The 23,879-nt window shown below is 56.3% G+C and carries 23 protein-coding genes; 13 read left to right on the plus strand and 10 right to left on the minus strand.

Annotated features, from left to right (window positions below; genetic code table 11):
* Positions 1-455 precede the first annotated feature (455 nt).
* From ACUXHH_RS06635 to ACUXHH_RS06675, 9 genes are all read left to right on the plus strand, one after another.
* Complete coding sequence (locus ACUXHH_RS06635; protein WP_279741859.1) at positions 456-1,259, plus strand: CDP-alcohol phosphatidyltransferase family protein; 804 nt, start codon at positions 456-458, stop codon at positions 1,257-1,259.
* A complete protein-coding gene (locus ACUXHH_RS06640; RefSeq protein ID WP_458391076.1) occupies positions 1,256-2,206 on the plus strand; it encodes a glycosyltransferase family 2 protein in 951 nt (316 codons plus the stop codon). The genes ACUXHH_RS06635 and ACUXHH_RS06640 overlap by 4 nt, the downstream gene beginning before the upstream one ends.
* A gap of 17 nt (positions 2,207-2,223) precedes the next feature.
* Positions 2,224-3,579, plus strand: a complete 1,356-nt coding sequence (locus tag ACUXHH_RS06645) for an O-antigen ligase family protein (RefSeq protein ID WP_458391077.1) — start codon at positions 2,224-2,226, stop codon at positions 3,577-3,579.
* Positions 3,576-5,570, plus strand: coding sequence for a lipopolysaccharide biosynthesis protein (locus ACUXHH_RS06650; protein WP_458391078.1), 1,995 nt, complete (start codon positions 3,576-3,578; stop codon positions 5,568-5,570). The genes ACUXHH_RS06645 and ACUXHH_RS06650 overlap by 4 nt, the downstream gene beginning before the upstream one ends.
* A gap of 43 nt (positions 5,571-5,613) precedes the next feature.
* Entirely contained in the window at positions 5,614-6,846 is a 1,233-nt protein-coding gene (locus ACUXHH_RS06655; RefSeq protein WP_458391079.1) for a Wzz/FepE/Etk N-terminal domain-containing protein, read from the plus strand.
* A 219-nt stretch (positions 6,847-7,065) separates the two neighbouring features.
* A complete protein-coding gene (gene pssD, locus ACUXHH_RS06660) occupies positions 7,066-7,548 on the plus strand; it encodes a PssD/Cps14F family polysaccharide biosynthesis glycosyltransferase (protein WP_279754321.1) in 483 nt (160 codons plus the stop codon).
* Positions 7,549-7,826: 278 nt separating this feature from the next.
* Positions 7,827-8,126: a hypothetical protein gene (locus ACUXHH_RS06665; protein ID WP_458391080.1), complete on the plus strand. Its 300-nt coding sequence runs from the start codon at positions 7,827-7,829 to the stop codon at positions 8,124-8,126.
* Positions 8,127-8,152: 26 nt separating this feature from the next.
* Positions 8,153-8,536, plus strand: a complete 384-nt coding sequence (locus ACUXHH_RS06670) for a hypothetical protein (protein WP_458391145.1) — start codon at positions 8,153-8,155, stop codon at positions 8,534-8,536.
* A 259-nt stretch (positions 8,537-8,795) separates the two neighbouring features.
* Positions 8,796-9,293 carry a DUF2505 domain-containing protein gene (locus tag ACUXHH_RS06675; RefSeq protein ID WP_458391081.1) on the plus strand — a complete coding sequence of 166 codons (498 nt, stop codon included), beginning with the start codon at positions 8,796-8,798 and terminating at the stop codon, positions 9,291-9,293.
* Between the two features lie 147 nt (positions 9,294-9,440).
* Here ACUXHH_RS06675 and ACUXHH_RS06680 read toward each other — a convergent pair whose 3' ends face one another.
* The 7 genes from ACUXHH_RS06680 to rfbB form a co-directional block, all read right to left on the minus strand.
* Complete coding sequence (locus ACUXHH_RS06680; RefSeq protein WP_458391082.1) at positions 9,441-9,938, minus strand: adenylyltransferase/cytidyltransferase family protein; 498 nt, start codon at positions 9,936-9,938, stop codon at positions 9,441-9,443.
* A 523-nt stretch (positions 9,939-10,461) separates the two neighbouring features.
* Positions 10,462-10,932, minus strand: a complete 471-nt coding sequence (sufU, locus tag ACUXHH_RS06685) for a Fe-S cluster assembly sulfur transfer protein SufU (RefSeq protein ID WP_279754318.1) — start codon at positions 10,930-10,932, stop codon at positions 10,462-10,464.
* A 65-nt stretch (positions 10,933-10,997) separates the two neighbouring features.
* Positions 10,998-12,296, minus strand: a complete 1,299-nt coding sequence (locus ACUXHH_RS06690; RefSeq protein ID WP_279789420.1) for a cysteine desulfurase — start codon at positions 12,294-12,296, stop codon at positions 10,998-11,000.
* Between the two features lie 188 nt (positions 12,297-12,484).
* Entirely contained in the window at positions 12,485-13,072 is a 588-nt protein-coding gene (pth, locus tag ACUXHH_RS06695; RefSeq protein WP_012904011.1) for an aminoacyl-tRNA hydrolase, read from the minus strand.
* Positions 13,073-13,218: 146 nt separating this feature from the next.
* Positions 13,219-13,878 (minus strand): 50S ribosomal protein L25/general stress protein Ctc, encoded by a 660-nt coding sequence (locus ACUXHH_RS06700; protein WP_012904012.1) that lies wholly within the window; start codon positions 13,876-13,878, stop codon positions 13,219-13,221.
* A 244-nt stretch (positions 13,879-14,122) separates the two neighbouring features.
* A complete protein-coding gene (gene rfbD, locus ACUXHH_RS06705) occupies positions 14,123-15,547 on the minus strand; it encodes a dTDP-4-dehydrorhamnose reductase (protein WP_458391083.1) in 1,425 nt (474 codons plus the stop codon).
* Positions 15,547-16,545, minus strand: coding sequence for a dTDP-glucose 4,6-dehydratase (rfbB, locus tag ACUXHH_RS06710; protein WP_279789418.1), 999 nt, complete (start codon positions 16,543-16,545; stop codon positions 15,547-15,549). The genes rfbD and rfbB overlap by 1 nt, the downstream gene beginning before the upstream one ends.
* A gap of 74 nt (positions 16,546-16,619) precedes the next feature.
* Here rfbB and rfbA point away from each other — a divergent pair, with 74 nt between their 5' ends.
* The 4 genes from rfbA to ACUXHH_RS06730 all read left to right on the plus strand — a co-directional run bounded on the left by rfbA (position 16,620) and on the right by ACUXHH_RS06730 (position 20,326).
* Complete coding sequence (rfbA, locus tag ACUXHH_RS06715) at positions 16,620-17,480, plus strand: glucose-1-phosphate thymidylyltransferase RfbA (protein ID WP_458391084.1); 861 nt, start codon at positions 16,620-16,622, stop codon at positions 17,478-17,480.
* 96 nt (positions 17,481-17,576) lie between these two features.
* Positions 17,577-19,052, plus strand: coding sequence for a polysaccharide biosynthesis tyrosine autokinase (locus ACUXHH_RS06720; protein ID WP_458391085.1), 1,476 nt, complete (start codon positions 17,577-17,579; stop codon positions 19,050-19,052).
* A 111-nt stretch (positions 19,053-19,163) separates the two neighbouring features.
* On the plus strand, positions 19,164-20,021 hold the full coding sequence (locus tag ACUXHH_RS06725) for a nucleotidyltransferase family protein (protein ID WP_458391086.1): 858 nt from the start codon (positions 19,164-19,166) through the stop codon (positions 20,019-20,021).
* Positions 20,018-20,326: a PqqD family protein gene (locus tag ACUXHH_RS06730; protein ID WP_458391087.1), complete on the plus strand. Its 309-nt coding sequence runs from the start codon at positions 20,018-20,020 to the stop codon at positions 20,324-20,326. Before ACUXHH_RS06725 ends, ACUXHH_RS06730 begins: the two co-directional genes overlap by 4 nt.
* An 86-nt stretch (positions 20,327-20,412) precedes the next feature.
* On the opposite strand, the gene ACUXHH_RS06735 is transcribed toward ACUXHH_RS06730, so the two are convergent.
* The 3 genes from ACUXHH_RS06735 to ACUXHH_RS06745 all read right to left on the minus strand — a co-directional run bounded on the left by ACUXHH_RS06735 (position 20,413) and on the right by ACUXHH_RS06745 (position 23,716).
* A complete protein-coding gene (locus ACUXHH_RS06735) occupies positions 20,413-21,648 on the minus strand; it encodes a glycosyltransferase (RefSeq protein ID WP_458391088.1) in 1,236 nt (411 codons plus the stop codon).
* 12 nt (positions 21,649-21,660) lie between these two features.
* Complete coding sequence (locus tag ACUXHH_RS06740; RefSeq protein ID WP_458391089.1) at positions 21,661-22,608, minus strand: glycosyltransferase family 2 protein; 948 nt, start codon at positions 22,606-22,608, stop codon at positions 21,661-21,663.
* A 64-nt stretch (positions 22,609-22,672) separates the two neighbouring features.
* Entirely contained in the window at positions 22,673-23,716 is a 1,044-nt protein-coding gene (locus ACUXHH_RS06745; RefSeq protein ID WP_458391090.1) for a glycosyltransferase family 4 protein, read from the minus strand.
* Positions 23,717-23,879: the final 163 nt, after the last annotated feature.

Raw genomic sequence — 23,879 nt, forward strand, 5'->3', positions numbered from 1 at the left:
ATAAATGGGGTTTGATTTTCTGATATTTCAGGAAATCAAACCCCATTTGCGTGTTCCACTCGCTTTTCTGTGTTTTTTGCATTATTTATTCCGGTTATTGTGTTCCTGTTATGTGCATCTCTGTACAATGTCCAGAAATGTTTTCTACAGCCGCAGTGTGCGGGAGGAAAGCACTGACATGCCGAGCGAGAAGCAGTCGCAGACCCTTCACATAGACCCGTACATTTGCACTAAAGCGCATTTTCACCAGCTTTTTACAATACAATTATTGGCCCTGACCATACGCCCCCTGTTGCACTTTATCTCGTTGTAAAATATCTATATAGTGGTGTATGTGAAAAAAGGGATTAACCGCCTCTTTTTCGTGTGTGAGACTTCCGGACTTTCTCGCAACCATCTCGAAAGGGAGTAATTCACTCTCCTTCACTTCTCTCACCGGTTAAAAAGGAATATACATGTCCACCTCTGAGGCACCTCACACCCCAAATTCCACGCCCACATCGGGATTTTCTGCGAAGTTTTCTCACACCCTGCGCTCTCTTGAAGCAGCGCAGAAGCCTAGCATTGGCGTTCCCGCCTACACCCGCTGGGTCAACCGCCGAGTAGCACGCTACTTCGCCGCGACTGCTGTCGCGCTGGGCATCACCCCCAACCGCGTCACCGCAATTTCCGCCGCATGTTCCGCAGCAGGGCTCATCGTTCTGATTACCTACCCACCTAGCGTTGGTATGGGTGTCTGCGTTGCACTACTCTTCGCCCTCGGTTACGGCCTGGACTCCGCTGATGGCCAGGTTGCTCGCGTGACCGGCGCATCCTCCCCCGCCGGTGAGTGGCTCGACCATGTAGTCGACTCCATCCGTGTGCCCTCCGTGCACATGGCGACTTTGCTCTCCTTCCTGCTGTACCCGGCGCACTACTCCTTCACCGGATCCAGCACATTCAACAGCTGGATCATTGCGATGCCCATGATTTTCACCGCGCTGACCGCCGGTCACTTCATGAGCCAGACTCTGGCTGAGCAGCTACGCAACAACCGCAAGACCGCTGCTCCCCCGAGCGGTGGTCCCCTGCGCTCCTTCATCAACCTGCACATGGACGCCGGCGCCCTCTGCTGGATTTACATTTTTGTTGGCTTCGGCCCCGTATTCGTCATCATCTACGCACTGCTTCTACTGGCTAATGCAGCAACCGCCCTTCTGTCCATGCGTCGCAAGTACGTTAGCCTCGCGACCCCCGCTGAGTCAGGAGAACCCCAATGATGCGCTTCACCTCTCGCAACCCTGCTGTTTCCGCTGTTATCACAACCAACGGCAAGCGTCCCGAACTGCTACGCGTGGCTGTACGTTCCATCCTTGAGCAGAGCTACCGCGGTTACGTTGAAGTTGTTGTCGTCTTTGACCGAGTCGACCCCGACCGCCTTGAGGACATTGAGGTCGGTGAAAACCGTGCCCTGAAGATTGTCTCCAACACCCGCTCCGGTGGTCTGGCTGGCGGCCGCAACAGCGGCATCATCGCCTCCATCGGTGAGATGATTGGCTTCTGCGATGATGACGACTACTGGATGCCTTCCAAGCTCACCCAGCAGGTCGCTCTCTGGCGCGAAAACCCCGAAGCAGCCGCTATCTCTTCGGGTATTACCGTCCGTTCCGGCGGTCAGGACATCGTGCGCCGGGCACCCGAGCACGCAACCTTCGCTGACTTCCTGCGTTCGCGCATTACCGAAATTCACCCCTCCGCCATGCTGTACTCCCGCGAGGATCTACTCGGCGTTGACGGTAAGCCCGCCCGCATCGGTCTGGTCGATGAGGAGCTGCCCGCCGCCTATGGTGAAGACTACGACCTGTTGCTACGCGCAACCCGCCACGGCGATGTACTGAGCGTACCCGAGCCGCTGATTCTGGTGCTCTGGGACCGCCCTTCCTTCTTCTCCGGCAAGTGGCAATCCATGGTTGACGGCCTCAGCTACATTCTGCGTAAGTTCCCCGAATTCGAGCAGGATCCCAAAGGCTTGGCACGTATCGCCGGTCAGATTGCATACGCTCAGGCGTCCCTGGGTAACAACAAGCAGGCGCGTGCCTACACTCGCGCTGCTCTGCGCCGCGACCCCAAGCAGCTTCGTGCTTGGGCGGCATATATTGTGTCCACCGGCATTATTAAGCCCGCTACTCTTCTTGATCTCGTCCAGAAGACCGGTCGAGGTCTCTAACCAGGTATCGCACAGATATGGTTTCTTCTTCCGTTCTTTCCCCTCCGGGTACTTCGCCTGTGACCCTCAAGGATTCCACCGGGTCGGTGGCCACACCGCCCAGCGGTATTCTACGTGCCCGCGCGCGCAACCACCCGGTATCTACGGCGCAGAAGAAGCTCCCCGCCTGGCCTCTGTTGGCGTTGCTGTACAGCTTCCCGGCGCTGTGGGCTTTGGGTGTGCTTCAGATTGCACCGCTGGTACTGGCAGCGATCATGCTTTTTTACCTCATTATTCGAGGTAATGTGCATGTGCCCGGTTCCCTGTGGGTGTGGGGCGCATTCTGCGTGTGGGTTATTGTTGCAGCCCTTGCACTGACCCGCTCCACCGACATTATTGGTTGGGGTCTGCGCTTTATAAATATTCTCAGTGCCGGCATTTACTCCCTGTACTACTACAACGCACGATCCTCTATTAGCATCAATAGGCTGCTGAGTGGTCTAGCGACTCTGTGGGTGACCCTGATTGTTCTGGGTTACGGTGGTGTTCTCTTCCCCGAGTTCCGTCTGCATACTCCAATGAGCTTCATCATGCCTGCTGGTTTTATGCAGAACCCGCTGGTTCGCGACTACATGCTTCCTCCCCTGGCTGAGGTTCAGCATCCTTGGGGTGCACCCAAGGCGTATATTCGACCCTCCGCACCGTTCCCTTATACAAATAGTTGGGGTCTGGCGTACACCCTGCTCACCCCGGTGATGCTGGCGTGTTTACTTCGTCTGCGTTCCATCTGGCTGCGTATTGCGTTGCTGATCGGTATGGCACTTTCTACCGTGCCAGCAATTGCGACCAGTAACCGCGGTATGTTCATTGGTCTTGGCATCAGCGCAGCATACGTACTGTTGCGTCAGTTCCTGGCGGCTCATTGGCGTGCGGTGGGTATGGGTGTTGCGGCAATCGTAGCTGTGGTTGTGACACTCTTTGCGTCGGGCACTGTGGACAATATTCTGGGTCGTCAGGACTACTCGGACTCCACCGGTGGCCGTGCGGCGCTCTACCGCGCCACCTGGAAGGCAACCTTGGAGTCCCCGATTATTGGTTACGGCGCTCCGCGTATGGAACCGAGCATTGGTGTGTCAATGGGTACCCAGGGGTATCTGTGGACTCTGATGTTCTGCTTCGGCTTCGTGGGTCTGGCGCTATTCGTGCTCTTCATGGCGTGCACTGTGGCAAGCGGCGCGCGAGTGAAGACCACCTCCGGGTACTGGCTACATAGCGTGCCGGTCACGTGCTGTGTTGTTTTCATCTTCTACAGTTTCGATATTGCTCAGCTAACCATTCTGATGCTGGCGTCGATGGCCTGCATCCGTTCCATCCGGGGTGGTGAGCGGTTATGACGAAGAACCAGTCCCCCCTTGGTTTAGAGACCACCGCGGTTTCACCTTTCGATGATGCCTACTCGACGGGTGGCCATCCTAGCCGCTGTGCACACCTGCATGAGAGCGGCGAGTATGTTGAGCAGACTGACTCGCTGGCAGAGTCTTCTGCCGATGAGTTCGCTCTGACGGTAGATGATATCCGTTCCGGTCGTTTTCCTGCGACTATGGCACTGTCGGTTGTGCCTCCGGCTCGAGGCTTTGCTTCCGAGAGATCGTTGCCCGATTCTTTGGAGGCGGGTTCTTCGGAGTCAGGTACTTCGGCTGTAGGTTCCTCAGCAGCGAAAGCTACCGCTGTAGCGGGTGCTCATCTGTCCGGTTCCCGGCGGGTTGTCCCGGCTACTGCTGGGGCTGTAGAAAAGGCGCAGGAAGAAAAGACTCTGAATGAGAAGGTTAAGCCTTCCGTATCAGGTACTCAGGCTGATACCGCGTCCGCGAAGAGCGCGCCGGTTAAGAAAACTCCCGGAAGGGATAAGCAGCCCAGCCTCACAAAGAGCGGCTCTCTTGCTTCTCTATGTGTGATGTACGGTGCGGGTATCGCCTTTGTGACCACGATGGTGGTGTCGAACGGTATCGGTGCTGAGGGCTCGGGCGAGTTTTTCCGTCTGATGGCGTTATTCGCGATTTCGATTTCGCTGGTGACCTTCGGCGCGGATACTGGCTTGGTTCGTACGATGAGTGCTCAGCGTGCGCTGGGTCGTTACGGTGTGCTTCCGCAGCTGATCCGTTACGGTCTGATTCCTTCACTGGTGACTTCGGTACTTCTGGTGGCGGGTGTGTACATGTACACCAAGCTTGTGCCGATGGCTCCTGCGTATCAGGCGGCAATGCGCGTCAGCTCAGCTTTTGTGCTGCTAGCGGCGTTGATGACGGTGTTCTTCGGCGCGCTACGCGGTCTGCAGCGTGTGGTGACTTTTACGCTCCTACAGAATGTTCTGCTTCCTACTCTGCGTCTTGCGGCAGTGGGTTTGGTGGTTCTTTTCTCGGGTCAGCTCATGGATTTGGTGTACGCCTGGACTATTCCGGTTGCGATTACTGCGGTGGTTGCCCTGTGGCTTTTGGAGCGTGCGTTCCCTTCTGAGGAGCATGTGGAGGTTCTTCCTTCTGAAGATTCTCCGACCGAGACATTCCGTTCGTTCTGGGGTTTCAGCTCTGCACGGGGTGTCGCTACCGTTATGGAGACTATCTTGGAATGGATTGACGTGCTGGTGGTGACGGCATTCTCAGGTGCCGTTGCCGGTGGTGTCTATGGTGCTGTGAACCGTTGTGTTCGTGTGGGCGCCATGATTGAGCACACCGGCCGCGTGGTGACCGGCCCATCGATTAGTGCGGCGTTGGCTACTCGTCAGCTGGATCGTGCTCGAGAGATTTTCATTTCGACCACTCGCGTGTTGACTGCGTTGTCTTGGCCGTTCTACCTCTCTCTGGCGTTCTTTGGTCCGGTTCTTCTGGGCTTCTTCGGTAAGGGCTTTGAGGCTGGCGCCGGTATTCTCTGGGTGATTTGCCCGGCGGCGATGCTGTCGATAAGTGCCGGTGGGGTGCAGTCTGTTCTGCTGATGAGCGGTAAGAGTCGCTGGCAGCTGTTGAACAAGCTCTCCTCGCTGGTGGTGGCTGTGACCTTGAACTTCACCTTGGTGCCGGTCTGGGGCCTCTACGGTGCGGTGACGGCTTGGGCTTCTGCTCTGCTGGTTGACACCTTCCTGGCGAGCTACCAGGTGTTCCGCCTCGTAGGTATTCGTGCTTCGCTCCGTGAGATGGCTCCTTCACTCTTCGTGGGTGCGGCTGTCCCGACAGCGTATGCTCTGGTGTCTTTGGCCTTCTTGGGTCAGAGCGTTCAGGGCATCATCGTGTACCTGGTGCTGCTCGTTCCGGTATACGGTGCGGTGCTATACCGTTTCCGCAAGGCTCTCGGTATTGAGCGCTTCTTCTCCGCCCGCCGCGCGAAGTCTTAAGCCTTCGACTTCTTCTACATTTCTCTTCCTCTAGGATGTCCTTATGGATAACACCTCTCATACCTCCTCAGTTACCCTTGGCAGCCAGGTACGTCGCATTTTTCGACACCGTCTGCTAATTCTGCTGTCGGTCGTGGTTTTCGCTGTAGCGGGTGCCGCTTACGGCTACATGACCAATAGCAAGTACACTTCTAAGGCTTCGTTGGTTGTTTACCCGCTGGTGGTTGATCCCGCCGGTACCGGTAGTGCTAACTCTACGAAGGTGGATATTGCTACTGAGTCTCGCGTTGCTTCCTCTCGTGAGGTTGCGCAGAACGCCGCGAAGTCTCTGATTGCTAACGGCGATACCCTCTCTGAGGCTCAGCTGACCAGCCGCCTGATGAGCTCCGTCAAGGTGACCGGTACCTCCCAGACTGCCGTGCTGGATATTGAGGTAACCCGCCCCAACGGCACGGATGCTGCACATTACGCTAACGCTATGGCTAACGCGTACCTGCAGGTTCGTTCCGAGTCTCTAAAGAGCAGCGTTGATTCTGCTGTGCACCAGATTGATGAGCAGATTTCTGCTCTCGAGGGTGATAACGGCCGTGTAGGTCTGCTTTCTCAGCTACAGGAGCGTCGCGTCCAGATCCAGCTGACTTCCACCACCGGTGGCCGCGTGATGAGCGAGGCTCAGATTCCGGTTTCTTCCTCGGCTCTTGGCCCGGTAAAGATGGCTATTGTTGGTGCTGTTGCCGGTCTGCTGATTGGTGCTGTACTGGCTTACGGTCGTGACCGCACCATGCGTCACGTTGGTTACGCTGACCGTCTGGAAGATGCTGGTATCCCGGTTCACGAGCTGGGCTCCTCTTCTGAATCGAATGACCCATTCATGCTGCTGCGCACTATTGGCGCTCCTGATGGCGATCTGAAGAGTGCTGGCGCATCCGGCATTGTCATTCTACCCGGTACTGACCGCGGCGTTGAGCACCTGTACCAGATGCTGCAGCGCGTTATGCCCACCGAGTACGCCCGTTTCACCGATTACGCTTCGGTTCGTAACATTTTGACCCGTCACACTCCCGAGTCACTGGTTGAGAAGAGCGAGACTCCTCTGGTGATTAGCCTGAGCACCGTTACTCCCCTGTCGACCCAGCTGCGTTTCGTTCAGGCTGCCGGCCTGGCTCTGGTTCCGGTTACTGTTGCTACTTCTCTGCAGCAGGTTCGTGAGCTTTTCACTCAGCTGGATCAGCTTGAGGGCGTGAACGCTCTAGCTGTTTTCCTGGACCGCGAATAACTAGGCCGGGAATAACTGGACCGCGCGTAATCGGGGTCTGTTGATGGATACCTCGCCTCTGTGCGGGTTCATTCTTCGTCCTTAAGCGTGGGGTCGGTAACTCCTGTTGAGGCGAATCTGTTGTAGCAGGTCTGTTGATCCAGGCGTTGCCAAACCCGTCAACTCACCTTTATCTTCTCTTCTTATTTTTCTCTTGTATTCGGGCTTTAGGAGAACACTATGACTGAGGCAGCTTCCTCTCAGGCACCGAAGAAGAAGCTTCTGCTGGTTTCTAGCAGTGGCGGACACTTGAAGCATCTGACGGCTACTTCTGCTGCGTGGCAGGATTATGACCGCGTGTGGGTTAGCTTTAAGCAGCCCGATGTTGAATCTTCTCTGGCTGATGAGAAGACCTATTGGGCTTATTACCCAACCACTCGAAATATTAAGAACGCTATTCGTAATCTGTTCTTGGCATTTCATATTTTTCCGAAGGAACATCCGGATGCGGTTGTTTCTGCCGGCGCCGGTGTTGCCGTTCCTTTCTTTGTGGCGGCTAGACTCTTTGGCGTAAAGACTCTTTATATTGAGTGTTTTGACCGCCCGACTCTACCGACGATGACTGGCAAGATATTATACACCTTTGCTGATCGAATGATTGTTCAGAGCGAGGAACAGCAGGAGAATTTCCCTGATTCTCGTGTAATTCATCCCATTTTCTAAGAGTGATGAATTTATCCTGAAAATAGCATCCTCGCGTGTACTGAGGGCCTTATTTTCAGGGTATGGTATTTAATTAATACATACAGATACGCATAAGTCGCACACTCCGCTATGGACTCACCATCCAAGCGAACTAACCACTCGCCAGAGAAGCGTATGCGGAGATTACTCACCATTTTCTCCGGCACGACACCGCCGCATATACCAATGATGCCCTCCGGATTTTTGCGTCAAGTATACGGGGTTACTACCGATAAATACGTAGAGAGGAATAGGCTATGTCTATTCAGAACTTCCCCCACGTCAGCGTTGATACTTCCAAGTTCGACCTGCCCGTATTTACCCCTGCCGTCGCGCCCGTTCATATTCCTACTAAGACATACGATTTGGTGGTGTCCCTCGGCACCGACGTTCACACTTTTGATCGTCTCCTGTGTTGGGTTGAGGCTTATCTTGAGGCTCACCCCGAGGTCACCTGCCTCGTGCAGCATGGCCACACTGCTCCCGTTAAGCACGCAGACAACCTTAAGCTTCTTCCCGCCTCCGAACTGCTGGATACTACGCAACAGCACGCGTAGTACTGGTTCAGGGCGGACCCGGCTCCATCCATGATGCACGCCGTACCGGCGCTCTGCCCCTGGCTGTTCCGCGCCGCGCAGAGTTCGACGAAGTCGTTGACAACCACCAGGTCCCCTTCACCACTCTGATGGAGAAGCGCGGTCACGCTGTTGTTGTTAAAAGCCGCGAAGACCTCTTCGGCAAGCTGGATCTTGCTCTGGCAAACCCTTCCCTGTTCCGCACCGCTGAGCCCTACATCTCCACCCCGGAGATTTCTGCAGCGCAACTGGGCAAGGAACTGCAGAATCTGCTCGCTGGCAAGACCCACCGTAAGGATTCCTTCTGGGCTCGCTTGAAGCAGGCTGCTCACACACACCGTGCGGGTAAGGCTGAGATGGCTCGCATTGACGCGATGGCTCCCAGCACCTAACCAGCGTCTAAAAGCTTTAGCTTTCTAAACCCTAGCATCCTTAGTGATACGAGGTGGGAGCTACTCGGAGGTGTTTCCCGCATTTTTAGGCCGGCATGCAAATCCTCCAACCACTCTGGGAGAGGCTGCGGACATTTTCCCTTGTTCACGGCATATTCTCAGGTGGATTCGCGTCTTTACATTGGTTGCGAAACCCCGCGCACCGTATCCTTAGAAGGAATAATGCGCGGGCTTTTCGCGCACTACGAAAGGAATAATTATGGCAGTTCAGGAATCAACCATTATCAACGCAAGCGTTGAGCAGGTTATCGAGGCATTCTCTAACGAGGATTTCGCACGCTTCGTATGCTCCGAGATTGGCGTGGAATTCGGTAGCTTCTCCGTTTCCGGTGACACCTCCGCTGAGTTCACCGCAACCACCGAGCGTACCGTGCCCGCCGAGCGCGTGCCGGACATCGCTCGTAAGTTCGTCGGCAACGGCGTTGCTATGACCCAGGTGGACACCGTAAGCGCACCGGCTGCTGACGGCTCCCGCACTGTTTCTACCGAGGTCAAGGTCAACGGCATGCCCGTGTCCGCTCAGGCTACTCAGAAGCTGACCCCCGAGGGTGAGCAGACCCGCCTGGACGTCAACGGTGAAGTTTCCTGCTCCATCCCGCTGGTGGGCAAGAAGATTGCAGTCGCTGCTGAGCCGCAGGTTGGCCGTGTGCTGAAGGTTCTGGGGTCCTCCGCTGAGAAGTGGCTGGCACAGCGCTAAAGCTTATGAGACGCTCACCTTTGAGGTGTAGCTGATATACCGCGAATATGCAGAGGATCTCCGCTGTAAGTACTTACGGCGGGGATCTTCTTTGTGTCTCTTCATGAGTCTTATGAGCTCTAACGCACCGATGAAGGGGTAGGGGTGTTAGGGGGCGACAATCGCTTCGGAGTATTCGCGCTCGCCAAGCAGCTCAGCGAAGCGGCGCATCTCTACGCGCAGATCGTGTTCTGCTTCGAGCAAATCAACGACCTTGCACAGCTTGGTACTGGAGGTGTGCTCGGTGTAGGGGAAATAGTGTACTTCCACACCGACCTCTGCGAAGCATGCTTCCAGGGCGTTGCCTTTTTCGGTACCCTTCCAGTCGTCGCCCTTGAAGAAGATATTGAAGGGCTTCTGCTTCCAGGTTTTGAGCTTGTCGGGGGTGGTTTCAATGTGCACTTCGTCCACGTAGTCGATGTGGCTGACGATGGCGGCACGCTCTTCGATGGGGATGACGGGGCGACGGCCCTTGGTCATTTCCAGAACGTCATCGTGCACGACGCCTGCAATGAGGTAGTCGCAGTTTTCCTTAGCCTTGCGGAGAATCTCGAGGTGGCCGTAGTGGAAAAGGTCGTAGGCGCCAGCGGCGTAGCCAATAATCATGGGGCTTCCTTGTGGTTGGTAGCGGCGATAGTTATTCCGGTGTGGTTGAAGTATCGGAGGGGTGAGAAATATAACCGATATCTGTAGTGAAAACACGAGAATTAGCGAAGAATGTTTACCACTGAGAAAATACTCTCTCTAAGCTGTTTTTCTTCTCGCTATCACATGAGAATATGCGGGTCCGAAAAGAGTTTCTCGAGGGTGCTGGTTGGGTGCCCTTCGTCCTTTTATTTTACCAGTCACCTTTTTGAAGGAAAAAGGAAAAGATATAAATATGAGGCGGATACAGAGTAGTATCCACCTCATATTTTCATCATATTGATTTATAAAGAAATCTTATATCAAGAAAGAGTAGGGTGTAGATTCTCGACCCGAGTCTTGTTCGGCGCTCACCGCTAAAAGTTCATCGAAAAGCATTACATATCCATGCAATATATTGTCGATGGCTCCATTCGATATTTTCGATTGGTGTTCAAATATTGGTCACTTACCGAACAATCCAGCCTACCCTCTCGGCAAAGAATTAGCTCTTTGCGGCTGCTTCCTTAGTAGCTTCCTCAACCGCAACCCACGAAAGCATCGCGCACTTCACACGTGCCATGAACTTCGAAACGCCGGAGAAAGCCGCCATATCGCCGTACTCCTCTTCGTCCAGGGTCACCTTACCGCGCGAGCGCAGCATCTCGCGGAACGCATCCACGTGACTCTGCAGCTCAGAGGTGGTCATACCGGGAGCCATTTCAGAAAGCACAGAGGCGGCAGCCATGGAGATGGAGCAACCATCACCTTCCCAGGAGATCGACTCAATGGTCTTCTCGCCGTCCTTCAGCTCGTCAGAGAGCACCACGCGCAGGTTGATTTCGTCGCCGCAAGTGGGGTTGTACTGGTGGTTATCGGCGCTTGCATGGCCGACGGGTACCTCTACGAGGTGCTCGCCGCTGCGCTGCTTAGAATGCTCCAAAATAATTTCCTGGTACAGGGATTCAAGAGACACGGTGATCTTCTTCCGTCAGTTGGTCTGTCTGAAAAATTGGGACGTTAGCTTCTAACGCATCTGCTTCAAAAGCCGAAGTAGGGGCGCACCTTGGCAAGTGCTTTCAGAAAAGCATCCACATCTTCAGTGGTGTTGTAGATGTAGGTGGAGGCGCGGGTCGAGGCGGTCACGCCTGCGCAGCGGTGCAGCGGCTGGGCGCAGTGGTGACCCACGCGCACGGCGATGCCCTGGGTGTCGAGCAGCTGACCCACATCATGCGGGTGCACACCCTCAATAGCGAGGGATACCAGGCCGGCACGTTTGGTGGGGTCGGTGGGCCCGAGCAGGCGCACACCCTCAATCTTCTGAACTCCCTCAACCAGGCGGGCACCCAGTTCGTGTTCCCACGCCTCAACATTCTCCATGCCCAGGTGCTGCAGGTAGCACACAGCAGCAGCAAAAGCGACTGCCTGCGAGACACGCTGGGTACCTGCCTCAAACTTGATGGGGGCGGGCATGTACTCGGCATCCTGCAGACCCACGCGGGTAATCATGGAGCCACCGGTCAGGAAGGGCGGCAGAGCTTCGAGCAGTTCAGCACGGCCGTAGAGGGCACCGATACCGGTGGGTGCCAGCATCTTGTGGCCGGAGAACGCCGCGAAGTCAACATCCAGGGCGTGGAAGTCTACGGGCATATGCGGTACGGATTGGCAGGCGTCCAGTACGACGAGCGCGCCATACTTGCGTGCCATGGCGACCATGCGGGGCACATCGGTAATCGCGCCGGTCACGTTCGAGACGTGGGTGAAGGCCACGATGCGGGTCTTCTCGTTGATGATGCTCTCGGCTGCCTCGTAGTCGAGCTGGCCGTCCTCGGTGGAGGGGATGTGGCGCAGAGTCGCGCCGGTACGCTGTGCAAGAATCTGCCAGGGGATGAGGTTCGCGTGGTGCTCAATCTCCGTGGTGACGATTTCATCGCCGGGCTTCAGCACGAAGCGCTCAGCGGCGGAACCGCCGATGCCCTGGGAGGCATTGCCGATGGAGTAGGCAACCAGGTTTAGCGCCTCGGTTGCGTTGGAGGTCCACACGATTTCTTCCTCAGCGGCACCGACGAAGTTCGCGACGGTGATGCGCGCATCCTCAAACAGGTCGGTTGCTTCGACCGCGAGAGTGTGGGCGCCGCGGTGTACGGCAGAGTTGGCGTGCAGGTAGAAGTCGCGTTCTGCGTCGAGAACCTGAAGGGGTTTCTGGCTGGTCGCCCCCGAATCCAGGTAAATCAAAGGGTGCCCGTTAACCTCAGTGTTGAGGATCGGGAAGTCCTGGCGAAGCTGGCGTACGATGTCGTCGCTCAGCGGGGTATTGGCGGGGGTGGAGTATTCAGCCACGGGTACCTTCTTCTCTCGCTCATACGCTCCACGGGTCGGGTATTTTCCCGTCGTGGAGCGTATAACGTCATTCTTTTCTAGCTTATTCCCTCATCTGGCTCTTGCATAGTTAGGTAGAGCCTAGTTCACGCATCGGCCCGCATCATGCGTTACCTCAGTTCAGCATTTACTCGGTACGGGTCATACGGCTAGGAGCCTGCTCCGTGGTAGCGCTGCTGGGTTGCCAGCAGGCCTTCCTTCACGAGCATCATGGTTGCATCCGCTGCGTTTGAGATGAGGAAGGGCAGGTCCTTCGCTTCGGTGCTGCTGAAAGGCTTGAGCACGAAGTCTGCGGTGTCCATGCGTCCGGGAGGACGACCGATGCCGGTGCGAACACGGTAGTAGTCCTTGGTACCCAGCGCCTTGGTGATATCGCGCAGACCGTTATGACCGCCCTCTCCCCCACCAATCTTGAGCTTAATGGTGTCGAAGGGGATATCCAGTTCATCGTGCACCGCGATGATACGGTCGGGGTTAATATCGTAGAACTGGGCTAGAGCCGATACCGGGCCGCCCGAGGTATTCATATAGGTCAGGGGCTTGGCCAGCACTACCTTGGGCCCGCCTATACCCAAACGTCCTTCCAGCACCTGGGCGCGCGCGCGTCCGTGCTTCTTGAAGCCACCGCCTACTTCACGCGCCAGTTCATCAACCACCATCTGGCCGATGTTATGGCGGGTTTTCTCGTACTCCGGGCCCGGGTTCCCCAGACCAACAATGAGCCACGCATCAGACATATCTTCGCCCTTTCCACGGCGCTGTAAAAGGTTTTTAGAAAATTCATGGACTACACCATTCTATGAGTATGGCCCGCTACCACCTCAGAAGAGAGGTAGCGGCGGGCCATCCACAAATCACTGTTGTGCTAGGCGCAGGGCGCGGTCTAGTGCTTTGAGTTATCTGAGTCGTGAGCTTCGCCAGCCTGATCTGATTCCTCGGAAGCTTCAACGATGTCACCCTCGGGTGCGTTTTCGCCTTCTTCACCGGGCTCGGGAACGTCGAGTTCCTCGGGCTCAGAAACGTTAACGATCAGCAGTTCAGCGTCTGCAACCAGGGTTACGCCTGAGGGCAGTTCAACGTCTGATGCCAGAACGTGAGCGCCAGCTTCGCGGCCTTCGATGCTCACGGTCAAAGCTTCGGGTGCCTTCAGTGCGTCAGCTTCAACCAGAAGAACGGTTTCTTCCTGGTTAGCAACGGCGCCAACAGCGGGCTCGCCTTCAACGTGTACAGGAACCTCAATCTCAACGCGCTCGCCGCGCTTAACGGTCAGCAGGTCGATGTGCTGCAGTTCGGGGCGGATTGCGTGACGCTGGATGTCCTTGATCATTGCGAGGTGTGATTCACCTTCGATGTCGAGGTCGAGGATAGCGTTGGGGACGCGGGCAGCCAGGGTGGTTGCGTGGCCGGGGAGTACTACGTGCTTGGGCTCTTCGCCGTGGCCGTAGATGACGGCGGGGATGTCGCCTGCCATGCGGATGCGGCGCGCGTAGCCCTTGCCGAAGTCGCTACGTACGGTAGCTGAAATTTTGATGGTATCTGACATGAGTTGTCCACCCTTTCTTGGTTAGAAGTGATGCGCCAAGTGGAATAGGGACTGGCGCCAGAAATCTCTTTCCAACCAGCCACCGTCAGTTACGGACCTACACGTTTCGTGTATTCCACCGCCTTGGCCAAGACAGTATTGTACAGGTGCCCGGCTCTATCTTCAAGGGCCGGGAACCTGTGATATGGCGCTTTTCACGCCTTTTATGCTGTTATCAGCAGATATAGGACCAAATCCTCGAGGATTAGGAACCCATTTCCGCAAGGTAAGCGGCGAGCGCCTCGCGGTGATCGCGCGGGATGAAGCCTGCAGCAATCAGCTTGGACAGGTCCATTGCCGAGTTCGCCGGACGGTGAGCGAAGAGCTCAGCGTTGGCAAAGTATTCCTCGGTGGTGGTGTCGCTGACTCGTGCCGGGTCGTGGCCGGTGCCTTCGTACACTGCACGAGCGAACTGTGCCCAGTTGATGACTTCACCGGTGTTCGACACGTTGTAGGTGCCGTATTCAGCGCCGGAGAAGAGCAGGTACAGGGCAACTGCTGCCAGATCCTGTGTGAAGGTCGGACGACCCCACTGGTCGGCAACCACGGACGGGTCGATACCGCGCTCAGCCAGGGACGCCATGGTGCCAACGAAGTTCTTGCCGGCACCAACAACCCAGCTGGTGCGCAGGATGTAGTGTTTACGCCATGCGGCAGCGGCAACCTCACCAGCAGCCTTGGACGCGCCGTAGACGCTCAGCGGCGCCAGGGGATAATTCTCCGGGTATTCCTCACCCAGGGGCAGGGAGCCGTCAAAGACGTAGTCGGTGGATACGTGAACCAGCGGCAGGTTAGCTTCTTCACAGATGGAGGCAAGAGCGCTCACGCCCAGGGCGTTAGCTGCCCATGCGTCGCGGCGACCCTCGGGGGTTTCAGCCTGATCCACTGCGGTGTACGCTGCAGCATTGATGACCGCACGGAAGGAGCGCCAACGGAATGCATCGCGCCACTGCTCGGGCTTGCCCAGGTCGAGGCGGTCGCGATCCACAGTCAGGAAGGGTACGTTCTGCTCGGTGAGCTGGCGAACCAGCTCGGTACCGAGCTGACCGCCCGCGCCAATGATCAGGATCGGATCGGCCTCCAGGGGCTCGATCTCGTTCAGACGTGGGTGGTTACGGTCCTTCTCGGAGAGCTCTGCCTTCGTCAGGTCGATGGGCCAGTCGATTGCAACGGTCTCATCGGCAAGGTTCAGAAAGCTATAGCCGGATACTGCGTCCGCCGACCAGTGGTCGTTCACCAGGTAGGTGTAGGCAGTGTTCTCTTCCAGGGTCTGGAAGGAGTTACCCACGCCGCGGGGCACGAAGATTGCGGTGTCCGGGCCCAGCTCCACGGTGACGAGCTTGCCGAAGGACTCGCCGGCACGCAGGTCAACCCACGCGCCAAAGATACGGCCGGTCGCAACAGAAACGTACTTATCCCACGGCTCGGCGTGGATACCGCGAGTGGTACCTACCGAAGCGTTGAACGAGATGTTGTTCTGGACGGGGTTGAAGTCGGGCAGACCAGCTGCGAGCATCTTCTCGCGCTGCCAGTTTTCCTTGAACCAGCCGCGGTTATCGCCGTGAACCGGCAGGTCAATAATGAGCAGACCCGGAATCTCGGTTTCAGTAACCTTTAGTTCCTTGGTCATTACTGACCTGCCTTTGCGTACTTAGCCTCGACTTCAGCCTTCAGGGGCTCCCACCAGCCACGGTTCTCGGTGTACCACTTAATGGTGTCGGCAAGACCGGACTCGAAGTCGGTGAACTTCGGCTCCCAACCGAGCTCTGCACGCAGGCGGCTACCGTCGATTGCGTAGCGCAGGTCGTGACCGGGGCGGTCAACCACGTGCTCGAAATCGTTCTCATCCTTGCCCATCAGGCGCAGGATGGTGCGCAGAACGGTGATGTTATTCTCTTCACCGTCTGCACCGATGAGGTAGGTTTCGCCAATCTTTCCCTGCTCCAGGATGCGCAGCACAGCAGAAGAGTGATCGGATGCGTGAATCCAGTCACGAACGTTCAGGCCCTCGCCGTACAGCTTCGGGGTCAGACCCGAGAGGATGTTAGTGATCTGGCGGGGGATAAACTTCTCGATGTGCTGGTAGGGGCCGTAGTTATTGGAGCAGTTAGAGATGGTTGCTTCAATACCGAAGGAGCGGACCCATGCACGCACGAGCAGGTCGGAGCCTGCCTTAGTGGAGGAGTAAGGGGAAGAGGGGTTATAGGGGGTGGTTTCGGTGAACTTTGCCGGATCGTCCAACTCAAGGTCACCGAAGACCTCGTCGGTGGAGATATGGTGGTAGCGAGTGCCGTGCTTACGGACTGCTTCCAGGAGGCTGAAAGTACCGATGAGGTTAGTGTGGATGAACGGTTCGGGGTTGGACAGAGAATTGTCGTTGTGCGATTCCGCAGCGTAGTGGACAACAGCGTCCGCCTTGCCGACCAGTTCATCAGCCAGCTCTCGGTCGGCGATGTCGCCTACGACGAGCTTGAAGCGGGATTCAGGAAGACCTTCCAAAGACGCGGCGTTTGCGGCGTAGGTCATCTTATCTAGCACAGTAATAGTGTGATCAGTGTTATCGATGAGGTGGTGAACAAAGTTCGAACCGATAAAACCGGCACCGCCGGTAACAAGAATGTGAGTCATACGGTAGATTTTACCTGGCTAAACAGTGATTTTTATGCCTCAACAAAGAGATAAACATGACACAATAAGAAGTTATGAAGGGAATTATTCTTGCCGGCGGTACCGGAAGCCGTTTGCACCCTATCACTCAGGGTATTAGCAAGCAGCTCACTCCGGTCTATGACAAGCCGATGATTTACTACCCGCTGTCCACTCTCATGTTGGCGGGTATCCGCGATATTTTGATTATTACCACTCCTGCCGACCAGGAGCAGTTCCAGCGACTGCTCGGTGACGGTTCCCGTTTCGGTATTAATCTCGAATATAAGGTGCAGCCTTCTCCGGATGGCCTGGCACAGGCATTCATTCTGGGTGCCGACTTTATTGGCAATGACCCTGTAGCGCTCGTGCTCGGTGACAATATCTTCTACGGTCCCGGTCTGGGCACTCAGCTTGCCACCTACGAGCAGAAGGACGGCGCGACTGTCTTCGCTTACCAGGTTGCTGACCCTCGCGCCTACGGTGTGGTGGAGTTCGATGAGGACTTCAACGCGCTATCCATTGAGGAGAAACCTGAAAACCCCAAGAGCGACTACGCTATTCCGGGTCTGTACTTCTACGACTCAAAGGTTGTAGAGTATGCACGTCAGATCAAGCCTTCCCCGCGCGGTGAGTTGGAAATCACTGACCTCAACCGCGTCTACCTGGAACAGGGTAAACTGAAGGTAGAGGTTCTACCTCGCGGTACCGCGTGGCTGGACACCGGAACCTTTGATTCACTAGCTGACGCCAGTAACTTCATCCGCACTGTTCAGAGCCGTCAGGGCCTGTCAGTTGGTTGCCCGGAGGAAATTGCGTGGCGCCACGGTTGGCTTTCCGATGAGCAGTTGCGCGACATTGCTACCCCCCTCGTCAAGAGCGGTTACGGTAGCTACCTGCTCGGATTGTTCCGCTAATAAACACCAGGGGATTTTCCTATCCCTTCACCGTCTGCAACAACACTCCACGTCGCAGGTACACTAACTCAAACTTTCTGGAGTATTCTCACTACCATGACCATTTTGGAATTTTTCCGCACCACGAGGGCTAACCTCTGGTTGCTGATCATTGGCATCGTTGTCGGTGCCGCAGCGGGCTTCGGCTATGCTTCTCTCCAGCCGAAGGTCTACGCCGCATCGGCCTCGGGCTACGTGACCGTGGGTGAATCCGGTACGGTGGATGTTCTCTCAGGCTCTTCGGCCGCTAAGGATCGCGCTCGCGCCTACGCAGCTATCGTCTCCTCTGAGGCTGTGGCACAGAAGATTAAGCAGAACACCCCTGAGCTGTCCCTGACTACCGGCCAGATTCGCGCAAGCCTCACTGCAGCTGCAGGTGAAAATACTGCACTGATTACCGTGAACGCGCAAGCTTCTTCGCCAAAAAACGCACAGTTGCTCGCTAACAGTGCTTTGCAGGCTACTGCGGACTATATCAAGCAAATTGAGCAGAACCCCGGTAACGCTGAGGCTCTGGTAAATGGCGACGATACTGCTGCTTCACCTGCTGGAGGCAACACCATTCGCGTGATTCCGTTGAATAACGCAAGCGTAAACCCTCCGCTGATAGCTCCGAACTACCAGCAGAACGTGCTCATGGGTGCTGGTGCCGGTTTGGTTCTGGTCTACGCGGCAATCTTCCTGCGCCGTGCACTGGATCAGCGCATCCGTACCCGTGACGACGCTACCAAGGCAACCGGCGCAAGCGTCCTGGGCGTTCTGCCTGTTAGTGACGACCTGAACGAAGAAAACATCGTTAACGGCAACACTGACGACCACATTGCACAGGAATCCATCCGTCAGCTGCGCACCAACCTACGCTTCGTGAATGTTGATACCCCCCCGCGTTCGTTCATCGTCACCTCCGCAGTGCCCGGTGAAGGTAAGTCGACCGTGTCGCTGTCTCTGGCTCGCGCAATGGCTGATGCGGGTTCGCCCGTCCTCCTCATTGACGCCGACCTGCGCCGCCCGACCGTGGCTAAGAAGCTGAAACTTGACGCTAAGGTCGGTCTGACCCAGGTTCTGGCTGGTCAGGTTGAGATTGCTAACGCCGTCCACCAGTTAGACGAATCTAACCTCTTCGTCCTACCTGCGGGCCGTATCCCCCCGAACCCCTCCGAACTTCTGGGCTCGGATAAGATGCGCCAGCTAATTAACGAGCTCTCCGAAGAGTTCATCGTGGTCATCGACGTTCCGCCGCTGCTGCCCGTGACCGACGCTTCGCTGCTCTCCCGCTCCGTGGATGGCGTGATTCTCGTTGGTTCTATCGGCCGAAGCCACCGTGAGCAGATGACTGAAGCTTCCAACATCCTGAAGAAGGTCAATGCGAACCTCCTCGGTATGGTTCTGAACCGTGCACCCCGTAAGGGCCTGGGTAACTCCTACTACGGCTTCGGTTACGCAAGCGCCTACGTTGGTTATGCGACCTACTACGGTTACGGCAAGGAAGGCGACAAGAAGTCGTCAAAGAAGTCCTCGACAAGAAGTAAGTAACAACATAATAAGCGCCCTAAACCATAGGGAGCGACTTAGGGCGGGATGGGCAGTTTTTCTGCCCGTCCCGCCTTATACTTATCTGGTATACATGTGCACCGAAAGGCTATTGTGACCACTCACTCACCCAATACCCCGAAGCCGCAGACTACTCCGCTCGCGGCACGAATTCGGCTTGCGCACGCCTACTTCCAGCGGATTGCTGACATGCACTCCATCGATATTCTGCATGTCAAAGGCTACGCTTTCTCTCAGGAAATTTACCGCAAGGGTAGGTACAGCTCCGACGCTGACCTGCTGGTCCGTCCCTCTCATGTGGACCGTTTTGTAGAGATTCTTCTGGCAGATGGATGGCGTATTCAAGCGCACTTCGAGACAGGCTCAGTGTTCGAGCACGCAATGACGCTCTACCACGCTTCATGGGGCCTAACCGATATTCATCGTTTCTTCCCCGGTCTTGGACGCCACGGCGATTATGAGAAGGCGTTTGACCGTGTCTGGGCGGCACGTAAGACCCGTATGATTGCTCACCATCCCTGCGCTGTTCCCAGCGATCTGGACGCACGTCTTCTCGTGGTGCTTCACCGCGCCCGTGCGGCATCACGCTACAGCGCGGATATTAACTATCTGGTTTCTCTACTCTCCTATAGCGATTGGCAGCGCCTGCGAGCCCGTGCCGAGGAGCTTGACTCATCCCTCGCATATAGCGCGGCTATGGGTGGTCTGGAGCAGTACCGTGACGACCGCGACTATCTGCTGTGGCTCTCAGTCTCCCAGGATGTGCCCCACTATATTCAGTGGATTGGGCGCCTGCAGTCAGCGACCACCCTGCACGATAAGCTACGCACCCTCAAGAACATTTTCCTCGTAAATAAGGACCACCTGGCGATGCAGCTGGGACGCACCCCCACTAAGGCAGAGATACGTGCAAAGTTCTTTGAACGTTTCGGAATCAAGGTGAATAAATGAGCAATCCGGTAGATTCCCGTCAGACCGTGTACGGCATCCCCGAGAACATCGCGTACGTTCATTCTGAAGAGTTCGCTAAGTACTCCCCCACGGCAACTTATCTCGCGAATCTTGCCAACGGTGAGCTGTCTGTTCTTCAGGATTCAGCCTCCATTATTTGGAGTATTTTTGAAGATCCGATGTCTCTGCAGGATGCTATCGATGCGCTCTGCGAAATGTATGAACAGCCCATAGAGACCATGGGACCGCAGATTGAGGGTTTCATTCCCGAGCTGCTCTCCAAGGGACTCCTAGAGGCCCGCTAAGGCTCTCAGAACGAATAAAGAAGGCGGGGCGGTAGAACTTTTATAGTTCTACCGCCCCGCCTTCTTCTATGAGCCGTCTAGCTCTTTTAGTCTTCGGGCAGGGCCTGCACGTAAGTCTTCAAGCGGCTGATAAAACGAGCCTCCGAAAAACCGTCAACGTGCTCACGGATGTAGTCGGCATCCCAGTCGTCCGGGTTGAAATCCACCAGTTGCTCCACGGTCGGCTGGTTGATGAACATACCGGTCTTGCCTTCCTGAATAGTATCCAAGAAGCCGCCCGCACGGTAGGCAATCACGGCCTTGCCGCTAGCACCCGCTTCCAGCGGAGTAATACCGAAGTCCTCATACGAGATAGCCAGCAGTGCCAGGCAGTGACGGTACGCATAACGAAGCTGCGCGTCCGAAACACCCGAAGCAATACGAACAGTCGGGCCCGCAAGCGCTTCCAGACGTTCCTTCTCCGGACCGCGGCCAATCACCAGCAGCTTCTTACCCAACTCATTGCAGGCTTCAACAGCCTTGTCAACATTCTTGTAGGGCAGCAGGCGAGAAACGATCAAGAAATAATCGTCCGATTCGGTGAACTCTTCCAGACCCGGAATAGGCTCAACCGGTGCGGTGGTGTCTACCGAGTGTGGCGGGAAGAAAATCGGAACATCCTTCTTGCCGTACACGTTCTCGATGCGCTTCTTAATTACGCTCGCGTTCGCCACGTATACCGCCGAGCGGTGAGCCGCCCAGTGATCCCACAGCATCAGTGCAGGACGCAGGGTCTTCAGCAGCAGAGGTACGGGGCCGGTGCTCTTCTCGCCCAAGTACTGATCGCTCAGGTATAGCCAACGCGCCGGCGAATGGCAGTAGATGAACTTACGGCCGGCGAAGTTGAAGCCGTGCGCCCAACCGGTCGTCGACACTACAGCACGCTCAGCCGGCACCTTCAAGAAAGAAGAAGCAAACGGCAGAATCGGCAAAGCCATGCGGTGGTTACGACGCAGATAACCAATCTTATTCAAAGGACTCGTGATAATCTTCGCGTCCTTGAACTCGGGAAAGGTACCCTCCGGGTCGTACAGAGTCGTGTAAATCGGTGCGTCCGGGAACGCACGGTGCATTGCCAGGACAACACGCTCCGCGCCGCCGCGCTGAGTCAGGTAATCATGGGCAATCGCAATCTCTTCAGTAGCCTCAGGCTTGACCATCGGCGCGTAACGGCGCGCCAGGCGGCCAAGCTTCTTGAGGCTCTTCGGGATATCCGCGAGCACCGCGTCGGGGTTCTTTGGCCCGGTAAACGGAGCGGAGGTCAAGAGCTGAGTGAGTGACATTTTCTTTTCCTCCTAGAAAACTTTCTGAGCTCGCTCAGGATAGTGAATACCGGCGTAAGATGCAGCCTCAACCTGCAAAGCCACAAGCTTCTCAGCCGCCTTAGCGGGCAGCTTGAGCAGAATCTTATCGCTCGCATCCCCCAGAGCCTTGATGGTCTTCTCGGTGGTGAAATGAGCGAGGGTCTTGACCAAGAAGCCCCAGGGACCGGTCGGGTTCGGGGCAGGGTGCGCCGCATCGCCGTGCTTACGCACGAAGATGGTGCGGGCAGAACCCGAGTGCAGGGCACGCAGGGCACGCACCGCAGTGGTGGTAGCCTCAGCATAGTGCTTGACCTCAACCTCATCAGAGATGATGATGCGACCACCAGCGTCATGGACCATTTTGCCCATGTCTACGTCTTCCCACCCGTAGAGGCGGTACGCAGGGTCGTATCCGCCAGTACGGTCAAAGTACTCCGCAGAGATAGAAGAGTTGCCGTTCCAGTACAGCCAACGGCCTTCTTCAGCTACGCTGAGGGCTCCCTCTTTGAAGCGGGCATCGCGGAAATTACCGTACACACGAGAATAGGGAGTGTCCGGGTACACGTTCTTCAAGGTACCAATCACACCGCCATAATCACGGTGCAGGCGAATCTGCGCCTCGACATAGTCAGCAGCAGGCTCAAGATCGTCATCGCAACGGATGAGGATATCCGCGTCAGCCGCACGGTGACCAGCGTTCAGCGCTGCCACACGACCGCGGTTCTCCTCGAAAACAATCTTGGTCAGGTTCAGCTTGCCTTCCGCAATGTAGCGGTCAAGCACAGCTTCGCTGTTATCAATATCGCCGTCGAGGACCACGATAACCTGGAAGTCCTTCTCGGTCTGGGCAGCAAGCGCATCCAGCGGGTAGTGCAGAATATCTGCACCACCGCGAGAGGGGATGATAACCGCAGCCTTGTAACGGTGGGTAGTCGTCATAATTTTCCTTCGGGTTTGAGTGAGAGGATATCCGTTGGGAATGATCTATAGGGTTAGAAGCACCTTAGCGGATAAAACGCTCCAGAACCTCACCAACACGGACCTTACCTGCTTCAGGCGAGTAATTCTCCTGCCAACGCCAGAACAGCTCGGAGGTTCGCTCCGCCAGGGCATCCGTATCTTCTCGAAGCTCAGTACCCAGGCTCTTAATGGCCTGCTCAAGAGCTACCGGCTGATCAGCAGGCATGACGTACGGGTACGAGGCGCCGCCCAGCACCTCCGACAGAGCACCCGCGTCACTGACAATCACAGGGACGCGTGCGCTCATCGCTTCAGCGACCACCAAGCCAAAGGACTCGGGGGCAATCGAAGGCACAACGAGCATGTCGATGTCACCGAAAAGACGGTCCAGGGTAGTCCAGCCCAAGCGAGTGCTGAACGCAGCAACACGGGCTAGCGCGTCCTCAACCTCAGCGCGTTCTTCGTCAGATGCGAAGACAGGCTCGCCACCAATCACCAAGTCGTATTCGATGCCGTTAGAGTTCAAGGAGCTCATCGCCTGGCACAGGGTTGCGATGCCCTTAGACGGAGTCAAACGCCCCAGGTAACCGACGCGGAGTCGGCGCTCCCCCACGCGGTGATCCAGCTCGGTGGATACGCCGTTGACCCAGTTCGCAAACAGCTCGCTGCCGGGGCAGGCACGTGCCACATAGCGGCTCGGGACCAGGGTGACAGACGCTTTACGGCGGGCAAAGGGTACGAGCTTAGCGTTCACGCCGGTAGGCAGCTGGTGCAGGTGCACGATGCGGTTCTTACGACCGCCGGTAGCCGCTGCAGGAACCAGACCGTTACACCACAGCAAAACATCCTTGTGGCGGGCGTGCCAACTACGCAGAGCCACCATGTACTGTGCACGGTTCTTAGCCGGCAAGACAATGCGGGGGAACCCCTCATCCGCAGCGGCTTCTACAAGCTGCTTCGGCTCGGAAGGACCCACAATAGTGACCTTGTAGCCAAGGCTACGGGCTGCGCGGGCGATGTTCAGAAGCATAACCTCGCCGCCGCCAATATCACCGTTATTAGTAGCGATGTACAGTTCTTTCTTCAACGTTCTACTCCTAGAGCAAATGACGAGGGGAATAGTTCTTCTAGGGAATCATTAGTACCCCCCAGATACGCCAAAACAAGGCGCTCCAATAAGCGTTTCAACAAATATGTAGCACGCTATGCTGGAGACTTAGAGAAACTACCTGCCGAGGCAGACGACACAA

Source organism: Rothia sp. 110740021-2 (genome assembly GCF_054263775.1).